The 22,193-nt window shown below is 56.0% G+C and carries 22 protein-coding genes; 7 read left to right on the forward strand and 15 right to left on the reverse strand.

Annotated features, from left to right (window positions below):
- Window positions 1–24: 24 nt before the first annotated feature.
- Both W822_RS44130 and alaC read right to left on the reverse strand, forming a co-directional pair.
- Window positions 25–1,329 carry a homoserine dehydrogenase gene (locus tag W822_RS44130; protein WP_024007223.1) on the reverse strand — a complete coding sequence of 435 codons (1,305 nt, stop codon included), beginning with the start codon at window positions 1,327–1,329 and terminating at the stop codon, window positions 25–27.
- Window positions 1,326–2,516, reverse strand: a complete 1,191-nt coding sequence (gene alaC, locus W822_RS44135; RefSeq protein WP_024007224.1) for an alanine transaminase — start codon at window positions 2,514–2,516, stop codon at window positions 1,326–1,328. Before alaC ends, W822_RS44130 begins: the two co-directional genes overlap by 4 nt.
- A gap of 333 nt (window positions 2,517–2,849) precedes the next feature.
- On the opposite strand from alaC, the gene W822_RS44140 reads away from it, so the two are divergent.
- The 4 genes from W822_RS44140 (at window position 2,850) to W822_RS44155 (ending at window position 7,100) form a co-directional block, all read left to right on the forward strand.
- Window positions 2,850–3,296: an Mth938-like domain-containing protein gene (locus W822_RS44140; protein WP_024007226.1), complete on the forward strand. Its 447-nt coding sequence runs from the start codon at window positions 2,850–2,852 to the stop codon at window positions 3,294–3,296.
- Window position 3,297: 1 nt separating this feature from the next.
- Window positions 3,298–3,783 carry a peroxiredoxin gene (locus tag W822_RS44145; RefSeq protein ID WP_031243684.1) on the forward strand — a complete coding sequence of 162 codons (486 nt, stop codon included), beginning with the start codon at window positions 3,298–3,300 and terminating at the stop codon, window positions 3,781–3,783.
- A 77-nt stretch (window positions 3,784–3,860) separates the two neighbouring features.
- Window positions 3,861–5,663, forward strand: coding sequence for a PhoH family protein (locus tag W822_RS44150; RefSeq protein ID WP_024007228.1), 1,803 nt, complete (start codon window positions 3,861–3,863; stop codon window positions 5,661–5,663).
- A 408-nt stretch (window positions 5,664–6,071) separates the two neighbouring features.
- Window positions 6,072–7,100, forward strand: coding sequence for a bile acid:sodium symporter family protein (locus tag W822_RS44155; protein ID WP_024007229.1), 1,029 nt, complete (start codon window positions 6,072–6,074; stop codon window positions 7,098–7,100).
- Window positions 7,101–7,236: 136 nt separating this feature from the next.
- On the opposite strand, the gene dnaB is transcribed toward W822_RS44155, so the two are convergent.
- The 9 genes from dnaB to xseB all read right to left on the reverse strand — a co-directional run bounded on the left by dnaB (window position 7,237) and on the right by xseB (window position 14,658).
- The gene (gene dnaB, locus W822_RS44160; RefSeq protein WP_024007230.1) at window positions 7,237–8,619 is read right to left on the reverse strand and encodes a replicative DNA helicase; all 1,383 of its coding nucleotides are present in this window, start codon (window positions 8,617–8,619) and stop codon (window positions 7,237–7,239) included.
- Between the two features lie 192 nt (window positions 8,620–8,811).
- A complete protein-coding gene (gene rplI, locus W822_RS44165; protein WP_024007231.1) occupies window positions 8,812–9,267 on the reverse strand; it encodes a 50S ribosomal protein L9 in 456 nt (151 codons plus the stop codon).
- Window positions 9,268–9,281: 14 nt separating this feature from the next.
- Entirely contained in the window at window positions 9,282–9,557 is a 276-nt protein-coding gene (gene rpsR, locus W822_RS44170) for a 30S ribosomal protein S18 (protein WP_024007232.1), read from the reverse strand.
- A gap of 69 nt (window positions 9,558–9,626) precedes the next feature.
- A complete protein-coding gene (priB, locus tag W822_RS44175) occupies window positions 9,627–9,962 on the reverse strand; it encodes a primosomal replication protein N (protein WP_024007233.1) in 336 nt (111 codons plus the stop codon).
- A gap of 24 nt (window positions 9,963–9,986) precedes the next feature.
- A complete protein-coding gene (gene rpsF / locus W822_RS44180) occupies window positions 9,987–10,367 on the reverse strand; it encodes a 30S ribosomal protein S6 (protein ID WP_024007234.1) in 381 nt (126 codons plus the stop codon).
- A gap of 368 nt (window positions 10,368–10,735) precedes the next feature.
- On the reverse strand, window positions 10,736–11,533 hold the full coding sequence (folE2, locus tag W822_RS44185) for a GTP cyclohydrolase FolE2 (protein ID WP_024007235.1): 798 nt from the start codon (window positions 11,531–11,533) through the stop codon (window positions 10,736–10,738).
- A gap of 15 nt (window positions 11,534–11,548) precedes the next feature.
- Complete coding sequence (gene dxs / locus W822_RS44190) at window positions 11,549–13,417, reverse strand: 1-deoxy-D-xylulose-5-phosphate synthase (RefSeq protein WP_031243686.1); 1,869 nt, start codon at window positions 13,415–13,417, stop codon at window positions 11,549–11,551.
- 75 nt (window positions 13,418–13,492) lie between these two features.
- Complete coding sequence (locus W822_RS44195) at window positions 13,493–14,407, reverse strand: polyprenyl synthetase family protein (protein ID WP_024007237.1); 915 nt, start codon at window positions 14,405–14,407, stop codon at window positions 13,493–13,495.
- A complete protein-coding gene (xseB, locus tag W822_RS44200; RefSeq protein ID WP_024007238.1) occupies window positions 14,404–14,658 on the reverse strand; it encodes an exodeoxyribonuclease VII small subunit in 255 nt (84 codons plus the stop codon). Before xseB ends, W822_RS44195 begins: the two co-directional genes overlap by 4 nt.
- 304 nt (window positions 14,659–14,962) lie before the next feature.
- Between xseB and W822_RS44205 the strand changes: the two genes are divergently transcribed.
- On the forward strand, window positions 14,963–16,120 hold the full coding sequence (locus W822_RS44205; RefSeq protein ID WP_024007239.1) for an aromatic ring-hydroxylating oxygenase subunit alpha: 1,158 nt from the start codon (window positions 14,963–14,965) through the stop codon (window positions 16,118–16,120).
- 107 nt (window positions 16,121–16,227) lie between these two features.
- Here W822_RS44205 and W822_RS44210 read toward each other — a convergent pair whose 3' ends face one another.
- Window positions 16,228–17,112 carry a DMT family transporter gene (locus W822_RS44210; protein ID WP_024007240.1) on the reverse strand — a complete coding sequence of 295 codons (885 nt, stop codon included), beginning with the start codon at window positions 17,110–17,112 and terminating at the stop codon, window positions 16,228–16,230.
- Window positions 17,113–17,300: 188 nt separating this feature from the next.
- On the opposite strand from W822_RS44210, the gene htpX reads away from it, so the two are divergent.
- On the forward strand, window positions 17,301–18,185 hold the full coding sequence (gene htpX, locus W822_RS44215) for a protease HtpX (protein WP_024007241.1): 885 nt from the start codon (window positions 17,301–17,303) through the stop codon (window positions 18,183–18,185).
- 17 nt (window positions 18,186–18,202) lie between these two features.
- Here htpX and W822_RS0124175 read toward each other — a convergent pair whose 3' ends face one another.
- Both W822_RS0124175 and W822_RS44220 read right to left on the reverse strand, forming a co-directional pair.
- Window positions 18,203–19,174, reverse strand: coding sequence for a Bug family tripartite tricarboxylate transporter substrate binding protein (locus W822_RS0124175; protein ID WP_081724489.1), 972 nt, complete (start codon window positions 19,172–19,174; stop codon window positions 18,203–18,205).
- Window positions 19,175–19,256: 82 nt separating this feature from the next.
- Window positions 19,257–20,282, reverse strand: coding sequence for a TauD/TfdA family dioxygenase (locus tag W822_RS44220; RefSeq protein WP_031243693.1), 1,026 nt, complete (start codon window positions 20,280–20,282; stop codon window positions 19,257–19,259).
- 180 nt (window positions 20,283–20,462) lie between these two features.
- Between W822_RS44220 and W822_RS44225 the strand changes: the two genes are divergently transcribed.
- Window positions 20,463–21,380 carry a LysR family transcriptional regulator gene (locus tag W822_RS44225; protein WP_024007243.1) on the forward strand — a complete coding sequence of 306 codons (918 nt, stop codon included), beginning with the start codon at window positions 20,463–20,465 and terminating at the stop codon, window positions 21,378–21,380.
- On the opposite strand, the gene W822_RS44230 is transcribed toward W822_RS44225, so the two are convergent.
- Complete coding sequence (locus W822_RS44230; RefSeq protein ID WP_024007244.1) at window positions 21,375–22,193, reverse strand: alpha/beta hydrolase; 819 nt, start codon at window positions 22,191–22,193, stop codon at window positions 21,375–21,377. The genes W822_RS44225 and W822_RS44230 overlap by 6 nt on opposite strands.

Consider the following 22,193-nt stretch of genomic DNA (forward strand, 5'->3'; position numbering starts at 1 on the left):
GTCCGGCCAGTCAGATCTGATCGCTCAATTCAAATGTTCAAGCCGGATGCGCGTGATGCTCGAATGCACGAACGGCATGGCTTCGATCGTTGTGATCGCGGTATTGACATCCCCTTCCCTGGCCTGGTGCGTCAGGAAGATAATGGTGGCGCGGTTTTCCCCATCCTGTTCCTGCATCATGGAATTGATGGAGATCTGGTGATCGGCCAAAATCCGGGTCAGGTCGGCCAGCACGCCGGAGCGGTCTTCGACCGACAAGCGCAGATAGTAAGCGGTACGTACGTCTTCTATTTTCAGAATAGGCGTGTCGGACAGCGCTTCGGGCTGGAAAGCCAGATGAGGCACACGGTTTCCGGGATCGGAGGTGTGCAGCCTCGTCACATCGACCAGGTCGGCCACAACAGCCGAGGCCGTTGCTTCGGAACCGGCGCCAGGTCCATAGTAAAGCGTATCACCCACCGCATCGCCATTGACAACCACTGCATTCATGGCACCTTCTACATTGGCGATCAGCCTTTGTTCCGGCACCAGTGCGGGATGGACGCGCAATTCAATACCCTCTTCGCGGCGTCGCGTAATGCCCAGCAGCTTGATGCGATAACCCAGCCGCTCTGCATACACAATATCCTGCTGATCCAGATCGGTAATCCCCTCGACATGAGCTTTGCTGAACTGAATTGGAATACCAAAGGCCAGCGAGGCCATCAGCGTAAGTTTATGGGCGGCATCTACGCCTTTGACATCGCCTGCCGGATCGGCCTCGGCGTAACCCAGTTGCTGCGCCTGTGCCAGCACGGTGTCATAAGGCAGGCCATGCGCACGCATTTCAGACAGAATAAAATTGGTGGTGCCGTTGATAATTCCCGCGAGCCACTGAATGCGGTTGGCCGTCAGGCCTTCGCGAATGGCCTTGATAATGGGGATGCCGCCGGCAACGGCGGCCTCGAACGCCACCATCACGCCTTTTTTGCTGGCCAGGGCGAAAATTTCATTACCATGCAATGCCAGCAGGGCCTTATTGGCCGTGACCACATGCTTGCCATTGTCGATGGCCGCCAACACCAGATCACGCGCCAGGGTGGTGCCGCCAATAAGCTCCACCACAATATCCACCTCGGGATCGGCGACCAGGGCCTGCATATCATTGCTGACCGGCACTTTATCGCCGAACACCGCGACCGCCTTGGCGGGCGTACGGGTGGCAACTTTAGAGACCACGATCTGGCGCCCCGCGCGGCGCGAAATTTCTTCGGCATTGCGCGTTAACACAGCATATGTGCCGCTACCGACAACACCAAATCCTAATAAACCTACCTTCAATGGTTTCATTTTTTCAGAAACCCGTCTTTTTTGAACATCTCTTTAATTCCTCTGAGCGCCTGACGTGTGCGCTGTTCATTTTCGATCAGGGCAAAACGCACATGATCGTCTCCCAGGTCGCCGAAGCCGATTCCTGGTGATACCGCAAGCTTGGCATCGGCCAGCAGTTTTTTGGAAAATTCAAGCGAGCCCATGGCTTTATAGGGTTCGGGAATTTCGGCCCAAATGTACATGGCCGCCTTGGGCACTTCGACCATCCAGCCGATATCGTGCAAACCCTTGACCAGGACATCGCGACGATTCTTATAATGCGCGACCACGTCGGCCACGCACTCCTGCGGGCCCTCGAGCGCGGCAATGGACGCTACCTGGATCGGCGTAAACGTACCGTAGTCGTGATAACTTTTCATGCGTGCCAGTGCATTGACCAGTTCGGCATTGCCCACCATGAAGCCCACGCGCCAGCCGGCCATATTGTAGCTTTTACTCATGGTAAAAAACTCGACCGCCACATCCTTGGCGCCCGGCACCTGCATGATTGACGGCGGCTGATAGCCGTCGAATGTAATATCTGCATAGGCCAGATCGTGCACCACCAGAATGTCATGCTCTTTGGCCAGCTTGACCACCCGCTCGAAGAACGCCAGATCGACGCACTGAGCCGTCGGATTGCTGGGGAATCCCAGAATAATCATTTTCGGCTTGGGAATGGATTCGCGCACAGCGCGTTCGATTTCCTCGAAGAAATCCAGGCCTTTTTTCATGGGAATGGAGCGGATATTGGCCCCGGCGATGACCGCCCCGTAAATATGAATGGGGTAGCTGGGGTTGGGCACCAGCACCGTGTCACCCTTGTCCAGCGTGGCCAGCATCAGATGCGCCAGGCCTTCCTTGGAGCCGATGGTCACAATGGCTTCCTTGTCGGGATCGAAAATCACGTTGTAACGACGCGAATACCAGTCGGCGATCGCCTTGCGCAACCGCGGAATGCCTTTGGAAACGGAATAGCCATGCGTGTCGGGCCGGATCGTGGCTTCGACCATTTTATCCACAATATGCTTGGGCGTCGGACCATCGGGGTTACCCATGGACATATCAATGATATCTTCGCCACGACGGCGCGCCGCCATCTTCAGCTCGCCGGTAATGTTGAACACATAGGGGGGAAGCCGTTCTATACGTGGGAAGTTTCTCATGATGGACCTGGAAAAGTGAAGGAACAAATATTGGGTGAAACCAGTAAATCTAGCCTATATGCAGACGCACGGCAAATGATTTTGCCGATACTCGCAAAAAATTTGCATCGAATGCGATATTGCAGTAAAAAAAAGACATGCCCTTCCCCCGGCGGGGTGCGCACCCAACACAGGCACCTGATACGGCTGGCGCCAGCTGCTGCGCCATAGTGGCAAAGTCACCACTCCCCCATGACTGCCATGGCAGGCTAATTGTGTCGCACGAAACAAGAGCAGACCACTATCACATATATGAAATACAGTTAGAATAAGATAAATGCACAAGGAGTTTCTGTGGAACTGAAAAGAGAACAGCCAAACGCGCTCAACACGGTCACCCGCTACGGGGATCAATTCATTGAAGTCAATGAAATCCAGTATACCCACGCCATTGCATTTCGCCCTGAAGGCGCCATTCGCCCCTGGAATGTCACCTCCGTCAGCGATATCACCACAGAACAATTGATTCTGGCGGCCGATATGCGCAAGGAAGCGGGCAATGCCATTGATTTTCTGGACGACAACGCACCTGCCTGCCGCTACGAGAACGCCCCCGAAATCCTGCTGGTCGGAACCGGCGCGCGCCAGCATTTTCTGCCGGTTGCCGTGACCGCCCCCCTGCTGGCCGCGCGCGTCGGCATCGAAGCCATGGATTCAAAAGCGGCGGCGCGAACCTATAATGTACTGATGGCCGAAGGACGCAACGTTGCCGTCGCACTCATGCTCACAGAAGGAGAATAATTTGACCACACCCCCTGCAGTAGGCAAAAAAGCACCTGTTTTCAAGGCTGACAGCCAGCTTGGTCCGGTTTCCCTGGCCGCCCTCAAAGGCAAACATGTCGTGCTGTATTTTTACCCCAAGGACAATACGCCCGGCTGCACGACCGAAACCCAGGGATTTCGTGATGCGCTGACCGAATTTGAAAACGAAAATACGGTAATACTGGGCGCTTCACGCGATTCGCTTAAAAGCCACGAAAACTTCGCGGCAAAGCAGGAGGTCACCTTCGCCCTGCTCTCCGACCCCGATGAAACCCTGTGTACACAATACGACGTCATCAAGATGAAGAACATGTACGGCAAACAGGTACGCGGGATCGAGCGCAGCACATTCCTGATCGACAGCACTGGCAAACTGGTGCAGGAATGGAGAAAAGTCAAGGTACCGGGTCATGTGGATGCGGTGCTTGAAGCCGTACGCAATCTGAATGCAGCAAAACAGGATTAGTCCCATCCGGGCCCTCTCGGGCTCCGGTTTCCATGGCGCAACCGCCCATGGAACAATTGTCATGTGAGAAACCATCTATGCCACTTCCAAAGCTGCCTGCCAAACCTGCCGACATCCTGGATATGACGGGATTACCAGCCCCGAAAGTTTCCGCGGAAGCTGCGGCGCCACGGGGACGCAAACGCCAGAAGCAGGACAATCCGGACACAATTATCAGTGCAGATGCCGCCAATGCGACAGATTACGCCGAACCTGCGGCTGCGGCACCGGTCGAAGCCGCCAGCACGCCGGCCCCTTCCGGCACGGCTGCCAGCGGCAAGGCAGCCAAGGCAAGCCGCCCGGCTGCGAAAGCAAACGAACAACACACGGGCGCGCAGCAGCCACCGGCCGCCCGCAGCCCGAACGCCACACGCAGCACGACACCTGCAGCGGGCAAATCGGGCAGCACCCGCGGCGCACCGGTGCGCGCCGCCAACACGGCCGGCAGCAATGGCATATCCAAACTTTTTGTGCTGGATACCAACGTACTGCTGCACGACCCGACTTCCATTTTCCGCTTCGAAGAGCATGATATTTTCCTGCCCATGATGACGCTGGAAGAACTGGATCACCACAAGAAAGGTATGACCGAAGTGGCCCGCAACGCACGCCAGGTCAGCCGTTCGCTGGACGCCCTGGTGGCCGAGACTGAAGATATTCTGAAAGGGATGCCGCTGAATGCGCTGGGCAACAAGGATGCGACCGGTCGCCTGCTGTTCCAGACCCAGAACATGGCAGACCGCCTGCCGGTCGATCTGCCCAACGGCAAGGCAGACAATATGATTCTGGGCGTGGTGCAGACCCTGCATCGCGAACAGCCGCAACGCCAGATTATCCTGGTATCCAAAGACATCAATATGCGCCTGAAGGCGCGTGCGCTGGGTCTGGAAGCCGAGGACTACCTGAATGACCATTCGCTGGAAGACTCCGATCTGCTGTATGACGGCGCCATGGTCCTGCCGGGCAATTTCTGGGCAAAGCATGGCAAAGATGTTGAGTCCTGGATTCAGGGCGGCACGACCTTCTACAAAATCAAGGGGCCGCTGTGTGCTGATTTTGTCGTAAACCAGTTTGTCTATCTTGAAGGCGACTCCCCGCTGTATGCCCAGGTTCGTGAAGTCAACGGCAAGACAGCCGTGCTGGCTACGCTGCGGGACTATACACACAAGAAAAACAATGTCTGGGGTGTCACGGCGCGCAACCGTGAACAGAATTTCGCCCTCAATCTGTTGATGAATCCCGACATTGATTTTGTCTCTCTGCTGGGACAGGCCGGCACCGGCAAAACGCTGCTGGCCCTGGCCTGCGGCCTGACGCAAGTGCTGGAAACCAAACGCTATACCGAGATCATCATGACCCGGGTCACTGTGCCCGTAGGTGAAGACATCGGTTTTCTGCCCGGCACTGAAGAAGAAAAAATGCAGCCCTGGATGGGCGCGCTTGAAGACAACCTTGAGTTTCTCAATACCGGAAGCAAAAACGATGGTTCGTCCGGGGAATGGGATCGCAGCGCCAGCAAGGAAGTGGTCAAATCGCATATCAAAGTCAAATCGCTTAACTTCATGCGAGGACGCACCTTCCTGAACAAGTACCTGATTATTGATGAAGCGCAGAATCTGACCCCCAAACAGATGAAAACGCTGATCACGCGCGCCGGTCCCGGCACCAAGATCATCTGCCTGGGTAATATCGCGCAAATTGATACACCGTATCTGACCGAAGGCAGTTCGGGACTGACCTATGTGGTCGATCGTTTCAAAGGCTGGCCGCACTCCGGACATATCACGTTGCAAAAAGGTGAACGTTCACGCCTGGCCGATTATGCAGGGGACGCGCTGTAACCAGAATCAGCGACCAGCATTAGCAGCAAAAGCCGGTGTTACCCTCCCAATGATGGGGGCGCACCGGCTTTTTAACGGCTTACTGTTTACAATTGAGTGCCCAGGAAAATCATACCAGCTCAACAGCGAATACATCACTTAAGGTTCAAGGTGATTTTACCTAAAGTCCATTCATCCGGCGACGCGCGCTCACTCCCCGCTTTTTTCGTACACCAAATCCGCCCACAAGCCAGTCAACACTGGTTCTGCGACGAAATAACCAGGCGTCGGATCAACCCGTTTTCTCGCCGGAAGACCGCAAGACAGGCTGTGCAATTACGCCTATCGCATGTCCCGCCAAAGCGGAATCCAGTGCAGGATTGAGTACAATAGCCGCACCATTCAATTTTTTACAAATAGACTCGCGCAATGTCCCAGTCCCTGCTTCGCCTTCTGAAAATAGACCGTTTCACCCTGCTGCTCATTATCGCCGTGATTATTGCATCTGTGTTGCCTGCACACGGTCGGGGCATGCCGGTAGCTGAGCTGGTCACCAATCTGGCCATTGCGCTGCTGTTTTTTTTGCACGGCTCGCGCCTGTCACGCCAGGCCATCATTGCCGGTGCCACGCACTGGCGTCTGCATCTGGTTATTTTTTCCTGCACTTTTATCTTGTTTCCGCTGCTGGGCGAGCTGCTCAGGCCCGTGCTTGAACCCATGCTGACACCCGATCTGTACAAGGGAGTACTGTATTTGTGCGTGCTGCCGGCTACGGTGCAATCGGCTATCGCCTTCACCTCGATTGCGCGCGGCAATATCCCCGCCGCCGTCTGTAGCGCGTCATCGTCCAGCATACTGGGTATCTTCATTACGCCCATGCTGGTCAATCTGCTGATTGCAGACACCAACGCCAGCACCGACCCGCATCAGGCGCTGCATGCCATCTGGTTGATTACCTTGCAATTGCTGGTGCCGTTTGCACTGGGGCATTTCAGCCGTCCCTGGACGTCGGCCTTTATCGGACGCCACGGTTCACTGATGAAGTTCGTGGATCAGGGCTCGATCCTGCTGGTGGTCTATGTCGCCTTTTCCGAAGCGGTTAATGAAGGACTGTGGCACAAAACTCCTGTCCAGGCGCTGGTGGCCCTGGTGATCGTCAGCATCGTGCTGCTGGCGCTGGTGCTGGTATTGACCGCCCTGATCGGCCGCCTGTTTGGTTTTTCCCTGGAAGATCGTATCACACTTGTGTTTTGCGGATCGAAAAAGAGCCTGGCCAGTGGCCTGCCCATGGCGCAGGTGCTGTTTGCCGGTCAGGCAGTCGGTGCAATTGTGCTGCCCCTGATGATTTTCCATCAGATTCAATTGATGGTCTGCGCCGTCATTGCGGCCAAGCTATCCAAACGCAAGGATGACATTGCGATTGACGACGACGAGTCCGTGCTCGAAAAGGCGTCCTGACATACGGGGTCCGAATGCCCTCACCCGGTCTGCCAGCATCCTGACAAACGCCATGCGGACAAAATGTCGTCCCGGCTCCATCTACACGCAGCCGGCGACCGGTTGAGCAGACAGGCGGACTGCCGTGAACGTCCGCTTATTCAGCGATAAAGCTGTCGCCCGGACCGGCGTAGTTCATGAACTTGGTAAATTCACCAGCAAAGGTCAGCCTGACGGTGCCGATCGGACCCGCCCGCTGCTTGCCGATAATAACTTCGGCAGAGCCCTTATCCTGGGTATCGGGGTGATACACCTCGTCGCGGTAAATAAACAGAATCAAGTCGGCGTCCTGCTCAATCGCGCCTGATTCGCGCAAGTCACTCATAATCGGTCGCTTGTTGGTGCGTTGCTCCAGACCGCGATTAAGCTGCGACAAGGCAATGACCGGGCACTCCATTTCCTTGGCCAGGGTCTTGAGTGACCGGCTGATCTCGGAAATCTCGGCCGTACGGTTATCGTTTTTGGACAGCGCATTGCCAGACATCAGCTGCAAATAATCGACCACAATCAAGCCCAGCTTGCCGCATTTGCGCTTAAGCCTGCGCGCGCGCGAACGCAATACCAGCGGGCTGAGCGCAGGCGTCTCGTCAATATAGATCTGCGCCTCTTGCAGCAACTGCATGGCGTGAGTCAGTTTGGGCCAGTCTTCGTCCAGCAGACGACCTGTACGCATGCGCTGCTGATCCAGCTTGCCGATGGAGCCGATCATCCTAGCGGCCAGCTGTGTGGCCTCCATCTCCATGGAGAACACGGCCACAGGCAAGCCTTCATCAATCGCCACATGTTCTGCAATGTTCATGGAAAACGAGGTTTTACCCATCGCAGGACGACCCGCCACAATCACCAATTGACCAGGATGCAGACCTGTGGTTTTGCGATCCAGGTCCACAAAGCCGGTGGGAATACCTGATACATCGCCGTGATTACCTTCGCCCAGCTCCTCAATGCGCTTAAGCACGTCGACCAGCAGATCGCCCACCTCCTTGAATTCGCTGCCGGAAGACGAGCCCTCGGACACCTTCAGGATACGAGTCTCGGCCTCATCCAGCAATTGGCGTGCTTCCTTGCCCCGCGGATTGAGGGCCTCGGCCGCGATTTCATCCGCAAACGTGACCAGCTTGCGCAAAATAGCGCGTTCACGGACGATTTCGGCATAGCGGATAATATTGGCCGCGGACGGCGTATTGCGCGTCAGCGCATCCAGATAGGCCAGCCCGCCGATTTCCTCGGATTTGCTCTCAAGAACCAGCGATTCGTGCACGGTAATCACATCGGCCGGACGATCCAGATTGATGAGCTTGCAAATGTGCTGGAACAATAACCGGTGGTCATGACGATAGAAATCGTCTTCAGCCAGCAGCCCGCTGATATTCTCAAGCTGCGCATTATCGATGAGCAGCCCGCCCAGCACCGACTGCTCCGCCTCGACAGAATGAGGGGGCAGGCGCAGGGAGTCCAGTTGAGGATCAGGAGCATTCATGGCAGGATGAACCGGGAAAGTGATTAGGTGTTCATGGGGCGGCGCGCAACCAAAGCGAACTGGCGCGGCACAACCCTGGAGAAAAATGTCATTATACGCAGTTAACCGCCTGTGCGTCAGGGCAGATACAAATACAAAGAGCCGGTCAGACCGGCTCTTTGTTCATGTGCAACCGCAGTGCAGGCAGACAGCTTACGCCATTTCACCTACAACGTTGACGGTGATGTCAGACACCACGTCAGCGTGCAGATAGACTTGCACGGGGTATTCGCCCACAGCCTTGATGGCGCCATCAGTCAGGCGAACCTGGCTTTTTTCCACGCCTTCAAAACCGGCGGCCTGCAGGCCGGCAGCGATATCCATATTGGTGACAGAACCGAACAGACGGCCGTCAACACCGGCTTTCTGGCTGACTTGCAGCTTGTAGCCGTTGAGTTTTTCACCTTGTGCCTGGGCAGCAGCCAGTTTTTCAGCCTGGACTTTTTCCAGCTCGGCACGGCGTGCTTCGAATTCAGCGATAGCCGCTTCTGTTGCACGACGGGCTTTTTTCTGGGGGATCAAAAAGTTGCGAGCGTAGCCGTCTTTGACACGAACCACTTCACCCAGGTTGCCGACATTGACAATTTTCTCGAGAAGAATAACTTGCATGATGGTTTTCCTGATTAGTTGTGGTTATCTGTGTACGGCAACAGAGCCAGAAAGCGCGCGCGCTTGATCGCAGAGTCCAGTTGACGCTGGTAGTGCGCTTTGGTGCCTGTCAGACGTGCAGGAATGATTTTGCCTGTTTCAGTGATGAAATCACGCAGGGTGTCGACATCTTTGTAGTCGATTTCTTCAACGCCAGCGGCCGTGAAACGGCAGAATTTGCGACGTTTGAACAATGGATTTTGCTGAGGAAACTTACTGCGTTTATCCTTGCCTTTTTTCATGAAAGCCATGATATTGCCTTTTATGTTTGCGAGGGCCTGACCCTCTGAATTTCAATAGTGAGCGTACCGCTCGTTCCGTTATGCCAGGATGCCTGGTGATGGCGGTGTGTCCGTGTTCGATCTGCCCGGAAAGTCGGCCTGCTGGATATGCAATACCAGCCTGCTGGAATTCTTTCTGGTAGGTGCCAGAAATCCGCGTACGCGCATTTCAGCTCCCAGTGGCAGTGAGGCCATTTTCTGTCCCCATTGGCCGACGGCCTTGGCGGGAATCGTCATTTCGACGCGTCGCGGCAGACCGGCTTCAATCACTTCGGACTCGTGCGTCAGGATCAGATCCAGTACCGGCAAGCCTGCCGGCGTATGCCTGAGGGCGCCCATTTCAAGTATGCGGGCCTGCAGGCTGAGCTGGTTCATATTGATGCCTGGCGCAATGCGCCATTAACCTGCGTTTTCCTGTTCAGATGTCTGCTCGGTCGTGGCCTTGCGGGCCTCTTCACGCTCTACAGATTTCATCATGACTGATGCACCGGTGTGCGCCTTGCGGGCCTTGATCACCAGGTGACGCAACACGGCGTCGTTGTAGCGGAACGCATGCTCAAGCTCATCCAGTGCGGCTTGTGAGCATTCGATATTCATGCAGACATAATGTGCTTTGACCAGTTTCTGGATTGGGTAGGCCAGTTGGCGGCGACCCCAGTCTTCGAGGCGATGTACGGTACCACCGTCGTTTGTTACCGTTGCCTGGTAACGTTCGATCATGGCGGGCACCTGCTCGCTTTGATCAGGGTGAACAATAAACACTACTTCGTAGTGACGCATAGATAACTCCTTGTGGAATATCCGCAACAGGATGCCGGCATCAAACCATGACTGCCAAACGGGCAGCAGTTTTGCAAACATCTATCACGGGGGCAGCCCGCCGGCACTACTGACTGCGTGATTGGCAAGGCGACAGACACAAAAAAACAAAAAGTGCCCGCACCCTGCCCGCAACCCCGTACCGGGGCGAGCAAGAAACCGTAAAGCATAACACAGCAAATAAAAAAAGACCACTCAATTGTGGCCTTATCTGTCGGCAAGATGCTGATTTACCACGAATTTCCCTGTTTCGTGGCCAGGCTGGAGCCCCGCACGCGCCGGGATGCGCTGCCGATGAGACCGGCACACGCCTTCCCGACCGTCAGGCGCTAGCCTTCCACCACGGCGTAAGCGCTGTGATTGTGGATGGATTCAAAGTTCTCGGCTTGCACCCGGTACTTGACCACCCCAGGCAGCTTCTGGAAGACGGCAGCCACGTCACGCACCAGGTCTTCGACAAATTTGGGATTGTCGTAGGAGCGTTCGGTGACGTATTTTTCGTCGGTGCGCTTGAGCAGCCCCCACAGCTCGCAGGAACCCTGGGCTTCGATTCGACGAATCAGGTCATCCAGCTCATAGTGCTGTTGCGCCGTCAGGCTGACCGTGACATGCGAGCGCTGGTTATGCGCCCCATACTCGGAAATGGCTTTCGAGCATGGGCACAGGCTCATGACCGGCACGACCATGGTTTGCTCGACCACCGCCTGATCACCCTCGGCCATGGCGACCCAGGTCACCTGGTAGTCCATCAGGCTTTCCACGCCCGACACAGGTGCCTTCTTGTTGATGAAATAAGGGAACGTCGCCGTGATATCGCCCTTTTCAGCATGCAACAGGGGCAGCATTTCCAGCGCCATGGCACGGAAGGTTTCAGCCGTCATGGGACGGTTGCGCCAGGCATTGAGCAGCGCCATGAAACGGGACATATGCGTGCCTTTTTCGTGCGCCGGCAGCATAACGGTGAATGTCCACTCCGCAATGGTCGCCTGCACCGAACCGTCGGCCAGTTGCAGCAACATGGGCTGCTTGACCTGCCGGATGCCGACACGCTGAATGGTGATATGGCGTTCATCCAGTGTACTTTGTACGTCCGGCATCAGCACCGATGGTTCGATTTGAGAATTCATGTATTTACTCTAAATTTATTGATCTGCAGGCGCAGGCCCGAAACGCCGGGCAATCGCCTGCTCTATTCCTGCTGCATCCAGTCCGACACCAGCCAGAAGACCGCTCTGGTCTCCATGATCAATGAAGGTATCGGGCAAGCCCAACTGCAAAACATCCGCGTTCAGGCCATGCGCATGCATCAACTCGGTTACCGCACTGCCTGCGCCGCCCATAATAGCCCCTTCTTCAAGGGTCACCAGCTGGTCATGCGACTTCATCAATTCCAGCAGCAAGGCCTCATCCAGCGGTTTGACAAAGCGCATATCCACCAGGGTGGCATCGCGCCTTTCGGCTACGGGCGCAGCCGCATGCAGCAGCGTGCCAAATGCCAATATTGCCAGCTTTTTGCCCGTGCGCCGCACCACGGCCTTGCCCAGTTCAACACCATCCAGACCGGATGAAACAATAGCGCCGATACCGCTGCCCCGCGGATACCTGACAGAGGCCGGTCCCACATGCTGGTAGCAGGCAGACAGCAGCAAGCGGGTTTCATTTTCGTCCGACGGGGTCGCTATAACCATATTGGGGACGCATCGCAAAAATGCAATGTCATAATTGCCCGCATGGGTCGCGCCATCAGCCCCGACCAGACCCGCACGGTCCAGCGCAAAGGTCACATCCAGGTTCTGCAGCGCCACATCATGAATAAACTGATCGTAGCCACGCTGCAGGAACGTGGAATAAATGGCCAGAACCGGCTTGAGTCCCTCGCAGGCGATCCCCCCCGCAAACGTGACCGCGTGCTGCTCGGCAATGCCTACATCAAAATACCGCTGCGGAAAGCGCTTTTCAAACTCCACCAGCCCGCTGCCTTCGCGCATGGCAGGGGTAATGGCCACCAGGCGCGAATCCTGTTCGGCCATATCACAAAGCCAGTGACCAAAAACCTGGGTGAACGTTTGTTTGCCCGGTTTGGCCGGCTTCTGGATTCCCAGCTCGGGATCGAATTTGCCGGGACCGTGATACAGCACCGGATCGGCTTCGGCCAGCTTATAGCCCTGACCTTTTTTGGTTATAACATGCAGAAACTGCAAGCCGCCCAATTCCCTTAGGTTCTGAAGGGTCGGAACCAAAGAGTCCATGTCGTGGCCGTCGATCGGGCCGACATAATTGAACCCCAGCTCTTCGAACAGCGTGGCCGGGCTGATCATGCCCTTGGCATGCCCCTTGACGCGGCGCGCGATATCCAGCATGGGCGCAGGCATGTGCTCAAGCACGGCGCGTCCCACATTTTTTGCATCACGATAAAGACCGCCTGACAGCAGACGCGCCAGATACCGGTTGAGCGCGCCCACCGGCGGCGAAATCGACATATCGTTATCATTCAGAATGACCAGCACGTTCACGCCCGGCGTCACTCCGGCATTATTGAGCGCCTCAAAAGCCATTCCCGCAGTCATGGCTCCATCCCCGATCACGGCAATGTGCTGGCGATCGATTTTGAGATTTCTGGAGGCCACAGCCATGCCCAGCACCGCTGAAATTGACGTAGAGGAATGTGCAGTGCCAAATGAATCGTATTCGGACTCGCAGCGGCGCGGAAAACCCGATATGCCGCCCTGCTGGCGCAACCCCGGCATATCGCCACGGCGTCCGGTCAGGATTTTGTGCGGGTACGACTGGTGCCCCACATCCCACACCACCCGGTCGTGCGGTGTATTGAAAACATGGTGAATCGCCAGTGTCAGCTCCACCGTGCCCAGATTGGACGACAGATGGCCACCGGTGCGCGATACCGAGTCCAGAATGAAGGCGCGCAGCTCGGTTGCCGCAGCTTTCAGTTGGGGCTGGCTCAGTTTTCGCACATCTGCGGGTGAATCGAGTGTATCTAGTAACTTTGTCATGAAATCGTCTTGGGTGCCGCGCCCTGCAGCAGGCAGATCAGGCACAGTGAGTCTCGGGTTGACATCAAAAGATCGTCAGGATTGGCGATGAATAATCAGATCGGCCAGTTCGCGCAATCGGCAGGCAGGCTCTCCCAGGGGCTTGATGGCGTCAAGCGCGGCCTCGTGCAACTGCTGTGCAAAAGCGCGCGATTGCTCCAGGCCCATGACCGATACATACGTGGGTTTATTGTCTGCGGCGTCCTTGCCCGGCGTTTTGCCCAGCGCCTGCTGGTCGGCGGTGACATCAAGAATGTCATCAACAACCTGGAACGCCAATCCGATGGCCGAACCATAGTTTTCCAGCGCCATGCGAATATCCGAATTGGCCGCCGTCACGATCGCGCCCAGCTGTACGCTGGCCTCGATCAGGGCACCTGTTTTGAGGCGATGCATATGCTGAAGCTGCTCGGGGTCAAGCCGCGTATTGACGCTGGCCAGATCAATGGCCTGTCCGCCCACCATCCCCTGGCTGCCTGCCGCCTGCGACAGCACATTGACGGCCTGCACAACCAGGGCCGGCGCAACCGACATTTGCGCCAGCTGCGCAAAAGCCAACGGCTGCAACGCATCACCGGCCAGCATGGCGGTGGCTTCGTCAAACTGAATGTGCACCGTGGGCTTGCCGCGCCGCAAGACGTCATCGTCCATGCACGGCAAATCGTCGTGAATCAGTGAATAGGCATGAATAAGTTCAACGGCAACGGCCGCGCGGCCCAGCGTGTGCTCCAGTGCCGAGGGCAAGGCGCTTTGCTGTGCGCTGGCCTGCCCTGCGGCATACACCAGGGCGGCCCGCAGGCGCTTGCCCGCACCCTGCGCAGCATACCGCATGGCCTGATGCAGCTTTTGAGGGGCCTCATCGGCAGCAGGCAGCGCCTTTTCAAGCGCCGCTTCGATTTTTTCAATACAGGCAGGCAGCCAATCGTTAAACGATACGATCATGGCACTCATGATTCAGACGACCCGGGATCGGCCAGGGGCACCAGCATATTGTTGCGCAGCACACTGATTTGCTGTTCAGCGGTATCCAGTTTGTCCTGACACACGCGCGCAAGCCTTACACCCCGTTCATAGGCGGCAATGGACGCTTCCAGCGACATACTGTTGTCTTCCATTTGCGCCACGATCGATTCGAGCTCGCCCAGCGCCGCTTCGAACTGATCAGGCAACGCTGCAGTGTCGGATTTTGCATTCTCGGTCAAAACCAATCTCCAATGCTTTCTGTTATGCAATGGGGTCATTGTACGAAATCAGCGGCGCCTTCGGTTGCGGATTTGCCACTTTTTCCGCAAAGACAGCGCGCCCGGTGACTTTCGCCCCGTAGTCGCACCGAGTATGCCTCTGAGGCATCCGATATATCGCTCCCCCCGCGATCATGGCGCTCAAGGTATATCTTGACTAAGGTCTTGATTTTCTTTAAAATTGCCCTCCTTTTAAACGTTTTAACCTTTATGCCGGCTCATGACCCTTGGTGAGGCGGCATTAATTTTCCTCGGGGGGCATCTCATGTCTGACATTGCCAAACTGGCGCATGTATCACCGGCGACGACTCAACTACCGGTCGACGTCTACTTCAACGACGATATCTTTAACAAGGAGCAGGCCCGCATCTTCGATGCCTCGGCGCTGTACGTCGGACATGAGAAACTGGTGCCCGAACCCGGAGACTGGCGCACCCTGGCGCACGAGCAGGCCGGACGGGTGCTGGTGCGCAACCACAGCGCCGCCGGCAACGGCAGTGAAGTCAGCCTGATGTCAAACGTCTGTCGTCACAGGCAGGCAATCATGCTGGGCGGTCATGCAGGAGATGTCACCAGCACAACCCATAACCATGGCAACCTGCGCAGCTCCGGCGGCAACATTGTCTGTCCGCTGCACCGCTGGACCTACGACAATCAGGGAACCCTGCTGGGCGCGCCGCAGTTTGACAGCAATCCCTGTAAAAACCTGCAGCAGTTTCCGCTACAGCACTGCCACGGCCTGCTGTTTGAAGGCCCGCGCGACCCCGCTGCCGATATGGCGTCGCTGTTCTCACGTCCTGAATTCGATTTTTCAGGTTATGTATTTGACCGCGCCATCGTGCACGAATGCAATTACAACTGGAAAACCTTCATTGAAGTCTATCTTGAAGACTATCACGTCGGCCCCTTCCACCCTGGTCTGGGCAAATTTGTCACCTGTGACGACCTGACTTGGGATTTTGCAGAAAACTTCAGCCTGCAGCGCGTCGGTATCCATCAGGCGCTGGCTAATCCCGGTTCTGAAGTGTACAAAAAATGGCATGACGAACTGCTCAAATTCCGCCAGGGAGAAGCGCCCGACTTTGGCGCCATGTGGGTTACCTATTTCCCCACGCATATGATTGAGCTGTATCCTCATGTGCTGGTGCTGTCCACGCTATACCCGGTCAGTCCGCAAAAAACCGTGAATCTGGTGGAATTCTATTATCCCGAAGAAATTGCCATGTTCGAGCGCGACTTCATCGAAGCCCAGCAGGCCGCCTATATGGAAACGGCCATTGAAGACGATGAAATTGCCGAACGCATGGATGCCGGGCGACTGGCGCTGTATAAGCGCGGCACGTCGGAAGTCGGCCCGTATCAGTCACCCATGGAAGATGGCATGCAACACTTCCACGAGTGGTACAACAAACTGATGGCATAGCCCTTTTGACGGCGTGGTCCTTTAGGATTATGCCGCCACAAGTGTGGGCCGGCGCCGCTGGCGTGCGCGCAACGCCACGCCATGCCGCGCGGTCTGGCCAACGGTCCTTATGACGTTGTTTCCACCACTTGCGTTTTCTTCTGTCTGTCAGCCAGCGCCAGCGTACGCCAGGCCGACAGCAGACCCGCCATAATCACCATCGCCATACCCAGCCACGCCAGCACATCCGGCGCGTTTTGCCAGACAAGAATGCCAATGCAGGCAGAAAAGATAATGGTGGTGTATTGCAGGGCGGCCGACAGCAGCGGCGAGCCCGAACCGAAAGCACGCGTCAGCGCCAACTGCCCGAACAGTCCCGACAATCCACACACCAGCAAGGCGACCCAGGCCACGATATCGGGCTCCCCAATGCCATGGGCCTTGATGCCGACCAGGCTGGTGCCGGTCACAAAGATAGAGAAAAACATGACCGTACGCCAGATCGGCTCACCGATGGTGCCCAGTTGCCTCACCTGCATCATGGCAACGGCGCCGCAGGCACCGGCTGTCAAGCCCAGCGCACACGCAAACCACTGATCTTCGGTAATACTGGGCCGCAAAATGAGCAACACGCCAGCAAAACCCAGACCCACCGCAATCGTGCGCACGATATCATTGGCCGCCCTGCCCGAGAGCAGCAGAAAACCGGCAATGAACAAGGGAGAGGTGTAATTGAGACTGGTGCTGGTCGCCAGGGGCAATACGCTATAGCCGTAAAACGCCATCCACATGGCACCCACGCCAAATACATTTCGCATTAAATGCAGGCGTATACTTTTAGGCTTAAGAGACTTGCGCGTCAACAGCGCCCAGATAACCAGCAGCACAACCGACGGCAACCCGCGAAACAAAATCACCAGCGAAAGTGAAGCGGCATGTTCGGACGCCAGTTTGACCGATGCCCCCATGATGGCGAACATAAAAGAAGCCACCAACATCCACAATGCCTGCATGATAAATCCGGAAATCGCCTGAAAAGAATATAACATTCTACTGCCAACCACACTATAAAAGGACAAGATTGCCCTTATATAATGGATGTGATTTAAATTCAGTTATTTTTAAGCCCCTGGAGGCCGGACCGGTTTTTACGCTCTGCGCCCACTTTGCGGATTGATCCCTTCCTAAAAGGACCTGCTGTATGAAACGCATTATTCTTTTTCTTATGACCAATCTGGCCGTCATGGTGGTATTGGGCTTCACGCTGAACCTGCTGGGCGTCAACCGCTATATGGACGCCAACGGCATCAACATGGGGCAGTTACTGGCCTTTTCCGCCGTGGTGGGCTTTGTCGGCGCATTTATTTCACTCCTGATGAGCAAACCCATGGCCAAATGGACCATGGGCCTGCATATCATCAACCCGGCCTCCCCCGGCAACCAGCAGGAAATGTGGCTGGTGGACACCGTACACCAACTGGCTGACCGGGCCGGCATCGGGCATCCGGAAGTGGCGATCTATGAAGGCGAGCCTAACGCATTCGCCACCGGCGCGTTCAAGAATGACTCGCTGGTCGCCGTCTCAACCGGCCTGCTCAACGGAATGAGCGAAGAGGAAGTGACGGCTGTCCTGGGTCATGAGGTCGCGCACATTGCCAACGGAGACATGGTCACCCTGACCCTCATCCAGGGCGTGGTCAACACATTTGTGGTTTTCCTGGCCCGCGTCGTAGGCTACTTCATTGACAAGACTGTTTTCCGCAACGAACGCGGGGTCGGCCCGGGCTATTACATCACGGTTGTCGTCTGTGAGATCGTATTCGGCATTCTGGCCTCAATCATCGTGGCCTGGTTTTCCCGTCAGCGCGAATACCGCGCCGATGCCGGCTCGGCACAGATGCTGGGGTCTGCCTCTCCCATGATCAACGCGCTGGCCCGGCTGGGCGGCATGCATCCCGGCGAACTGCCCAAACAGTTCGAATCGTCCGGGATCAGCGGTGGCCAGGGCGTAGCCGCCTTGTTCGCGACCCATCCGCCGATCGAACACCGCATTAACGCGCTGCGCGCACGTATCGTTCAGTCCTGAACATAACAGGCCTGGCTTCACTGGATTTTTTCTGCCAGGCCGCGCCATTTTTTGATCCCTGCCGCCACGGACGCCGCGGCCTCTTGCGGTGAGCCCCCGATGGGTACTGCACCTTCTGCGGACAAGGTCTCCCGCACCTGCGGGTCGCTCAGTATCTGGTTAATCTGTTGATTCAACTTATTAACAATACTGTCCGGCGTGCCTGACGGAACCAGCAAGCCAAACCAACCCACACCCTCATAACCGGGCAGCCCCGACTCGGCCACAGTCGGCACATCAGCAAGCGCGGGCGAACGCGCCGCGCCCGTGACAGCCAGTGCCTTAAGTTTGCCCGCCTGAATCTGCGGCAGCACCAGTGGGAACGGCGCAAAATTCAACTGAGTCATGCCCGCAACAAGATCGTTGACAGCCGGCCCGCTTCCCTTATAGGGAACATGGGTCAGCTCAATCCCGGCCATTGATGCGAACAGCTCACCAAAAAGATGATTGGACGTTCCCTTGCCAGAGGAACCATAGTTCAGTTTGCCCGGATTTTTCTTCGCATAGGCGATCAGCTGTGTCACATTGGAGACCGGCAGGCTGGCCGTTGCCGTCAGGATGGTCGGCGGGGTCGCCAGCAGAATCACCGGCTTGAGATCCTTCACCGGATCATATGAAAGATCCTTGTATAGACTTTGGGCGACAAGAATATTGCCAAACGCCCCCAAAATCATGGTATAGCCATCGGGTTTGGATTTGGCAACTTGACTGACCCCGATCGTACCGCCTGCGCCGGGCCTATTCTCCACCACGACCGGGACGTTCCACGCCTGCCCCAGATGCTGTGCAACCAGGCGACCAAGAAGGTCGGTGTTGCCGCCGGGCGTGTAAGGAACAACAATTCGGATCGGTTTGCCGGGATAAGGCTCTGCGGCCATCGCCAAGGTGTTGATCACAGTACTACAGGCGAAGGCAGAGAGCAGAAGAAGGGAACGAAGAAAATGTCTCATGATTTTTGTGTTCTCATTATTTGTATTGAAGGCGGTATGTATTAAAGGCGACGCAGCGGCAACCAGGCCTGAACAAGCCGGCTCACGCACGCACTGCCGTTCCGTGGCGACTTTGATAGGATGTTGCAAATTCCCGGGTCTGGGCGAACACGGGTGGCAGCGCACGACCATTAGGTAATGTCAGCCACGCGCGCAGCAGATGTCGACGCGCCTCGGGATCCTGGGCATCCTCATACTTGGTGCGCGCATGGAGAACCGCGTAATTGTTGGCGATCTGAATATCGCCCGGCTCCATGTAAAAACCCAGCTGAATTGCGGGATCGTTACAGATTTCCTCAACCAGCCCGATCGCTTCCTGCTGTGCCAGGGTAAGCCTGGGTACCTCGGGAAAGCGCTGCGCCGCCATCAGATACCGTTTTTTATACAGCACACTGAGCCGACCATCGAAAAAATTCAGAATCGGTGCGCTTTGTATCTTCAATCCGCTCGGATGCTGGCCGCGCGCATCGAAGTGAAATGGCTGCTGCAACACCTCAAGCAGATCAGGCCGGCGCGCCAGCACTTCGTTGTAAATTGTACCGACGCTCACCAGCTTGCTCATGCCGCCGGAAACCGCCGTTCTCAGGCACAGCAACATGAAAGCATCGCCGCCGTCGTTATGAAAGGTCAACTCATCGTCAGTCTGATAACTGCGTACCTCGTCAGATCCTTCGACGCGCAAATTCGTGTTGGTTACGCTATGCATGCGATTGCCCAACTTGTCCTGTGCCTGTGGCTCACCAAGCAGTAAAGAAAGCGCCCAGAAAATGAGACGGTTTTGTGCCAGTGTATAGCGCGTGACCGGGACCCCTCGTATCAGCGCAAAGCCCCGCCCCCCTTCGAGCTGTGTCCGTACACGCGCAAACCTCGCCTGCAGATGCGATAGCTGAAAATCCTGCAGTCCAAGCTGTTCGGGTTCAACGACGTCTGGTCCAAAATTTTGCAGCATGGCTTCCAGTTCTGCGAGTTCTTGCACTTCCAGCCGTTCGATCCAGTCCTGTCGTTCGCTCAATTGCGCACCTGTCCATACTTCCGGGCCCATCAAGGGGCCTGTCACACCGTCGTTCATTGCATTTCCTTTTTAAGACAAAATGCGGTTTCAGATACTGGCGCGCGCATCGCACGCCACCGAGCAACAAACCGCTACACCGCTCATCAGAAAGACTATAGGAGGCTGAAATTTATTTGTCTATTTCCATTTTTTGATAAACTTATCTGATATTTGGATAAATTAGACAAGGCATACGCGATGTCGATCACGTTAAAACAGATTGAAGCGTTTCTCGCTGTCGCCCGAACCCTGAGCTTCAGTCAGGCCGCCGACGCCGTACATCTGTCACAGCCGGCTCTCAGTGCCAATATCCAGCGATTGGAGCAAACGCTGGGCGCACGTCTTTTTGATCGCGACACGCGATCTGTCACCCTATCTGTCGTCGGACTGGAGTTTTTTGACATTGCCTGCGCACTGACCAATCAACTGACGCGCGGACTGGAACATATGCATGAGGTAGTGTCCGGCACCCACGGGCATCTGAGTATTGCGGTCGCACCATCGGTTGCCGCCGGTGTCCTTCCCAACGTGCTGGTGCGATACAGACAGGCGTATCCAAATATCCGCCTGCACGTGCATGATGTATTGACCAATATCGGGATTGACATGGTGCGAAATGGCAGCGCTGATATCGCGCTACTGCCCGAGCAACCCGATGCCGACGATCTTGACCAGCATGTTCTATTTCAGGACCCCCTGATCGTATTATGCGCAACGAATCATCCGCTGGCGTCGCTCGAGTGGGTGGATTGGCCGGACATTTTTGCTCACGATCTCATTGTGAGAGGGCAAAATAGCAGTGTGCGACAATTGCTGGAAGCGCAGTATTTGCAACACGGCCAGATACTTCGACCGGCATTCGAAGTCAATCACGTCGGAACCGCGTTAGGATTGATTAGCGCAGGGCTGGGCATTGGCGTGGTCCCATCCTCGCTTTTTCATACAGTCAATATGACCGGTATGCATGCCGGTCAATTCAAAGCTCAGGCCGCACCCTATTGGACCATCTGTGCCACCACGCCCAATACCCGTTCGCCTGCGCCCACCGTCGAACCTTTCATACAATTATGTCTGGCGTACCTGAAATCCACCGGGAATCAACCAGTCTCTTTATGAAGCGGAACGCTGCCTGTCGGCACGGCGGGCATGGGCCGGATCAAGCATAAAATGCTCCAGCACGCAGACCGCCACCTGCTCCCGGTCGTTATCGACGCAAATCATGTGATAGCTGTTTTCCAGAACGACGACATTGACTGTCGTGCCGGTCATCTGTTTTTGCAGGTAATAGGCGGATTTGATTGAAGTGAGTTCGTCTTCCCTGGCATGCACGATCAGCGTCGCGCAGCCGATGTGTTCAAGACTCTGCCTGACCCAGTTGCGCAAACGGTCCACTTGCCTGACTACTGCCAGCGGCACCCATTGATAATGAAAACTGTCGCCCTTGGCAAAACGCGACTTGACGATTCGGCGCACCAGTTCGTTTTTGATCCCATAGGGCTCTTCTTCCTCGACCCGAATACGCTGCGCGATATACGGGATTGCATACAAAAGATGACGAAAGTGGCGATACCACGGTGTTGACCATCCATCCAGATAGACCGGAGGCGCAAGCAATACCAGCCGGCCCTTGGCATGGCGTTCGCGCTTGGCCAGTTCCGCGGCCAGCAGCGATCCCATGCACATTCCCATGATGTGCACGGTTTCATATTGATCGACAATTTCCCGGTACTTGGCCTGCACTGCATCAATCCAGTCTTCGGCACTCACATTCAGCAGATCTGTGGGATCGCCCCCGTGGCCCGGCAGCGTCAATGCATGCGTCTGGACACCGGCACGATTCAAGATTTTGTGCAAAGATCCCAGATCGAACTGAGTCCCTCCCAAACCATGAATCAGCAGCGCGCCAACCGAATTGGATGCCTTTTCCAT

This window comes from Advenella kashmirensis W13003, from assembly GCF_000506985.1.
GTDB classification, from domain to species: Bacteria; Pseudomonadota; Gammaproteobacteria; order Burkholderiales; family Burkholderiaceae_B; genus Advenella; species Advenella kashmirensis_A.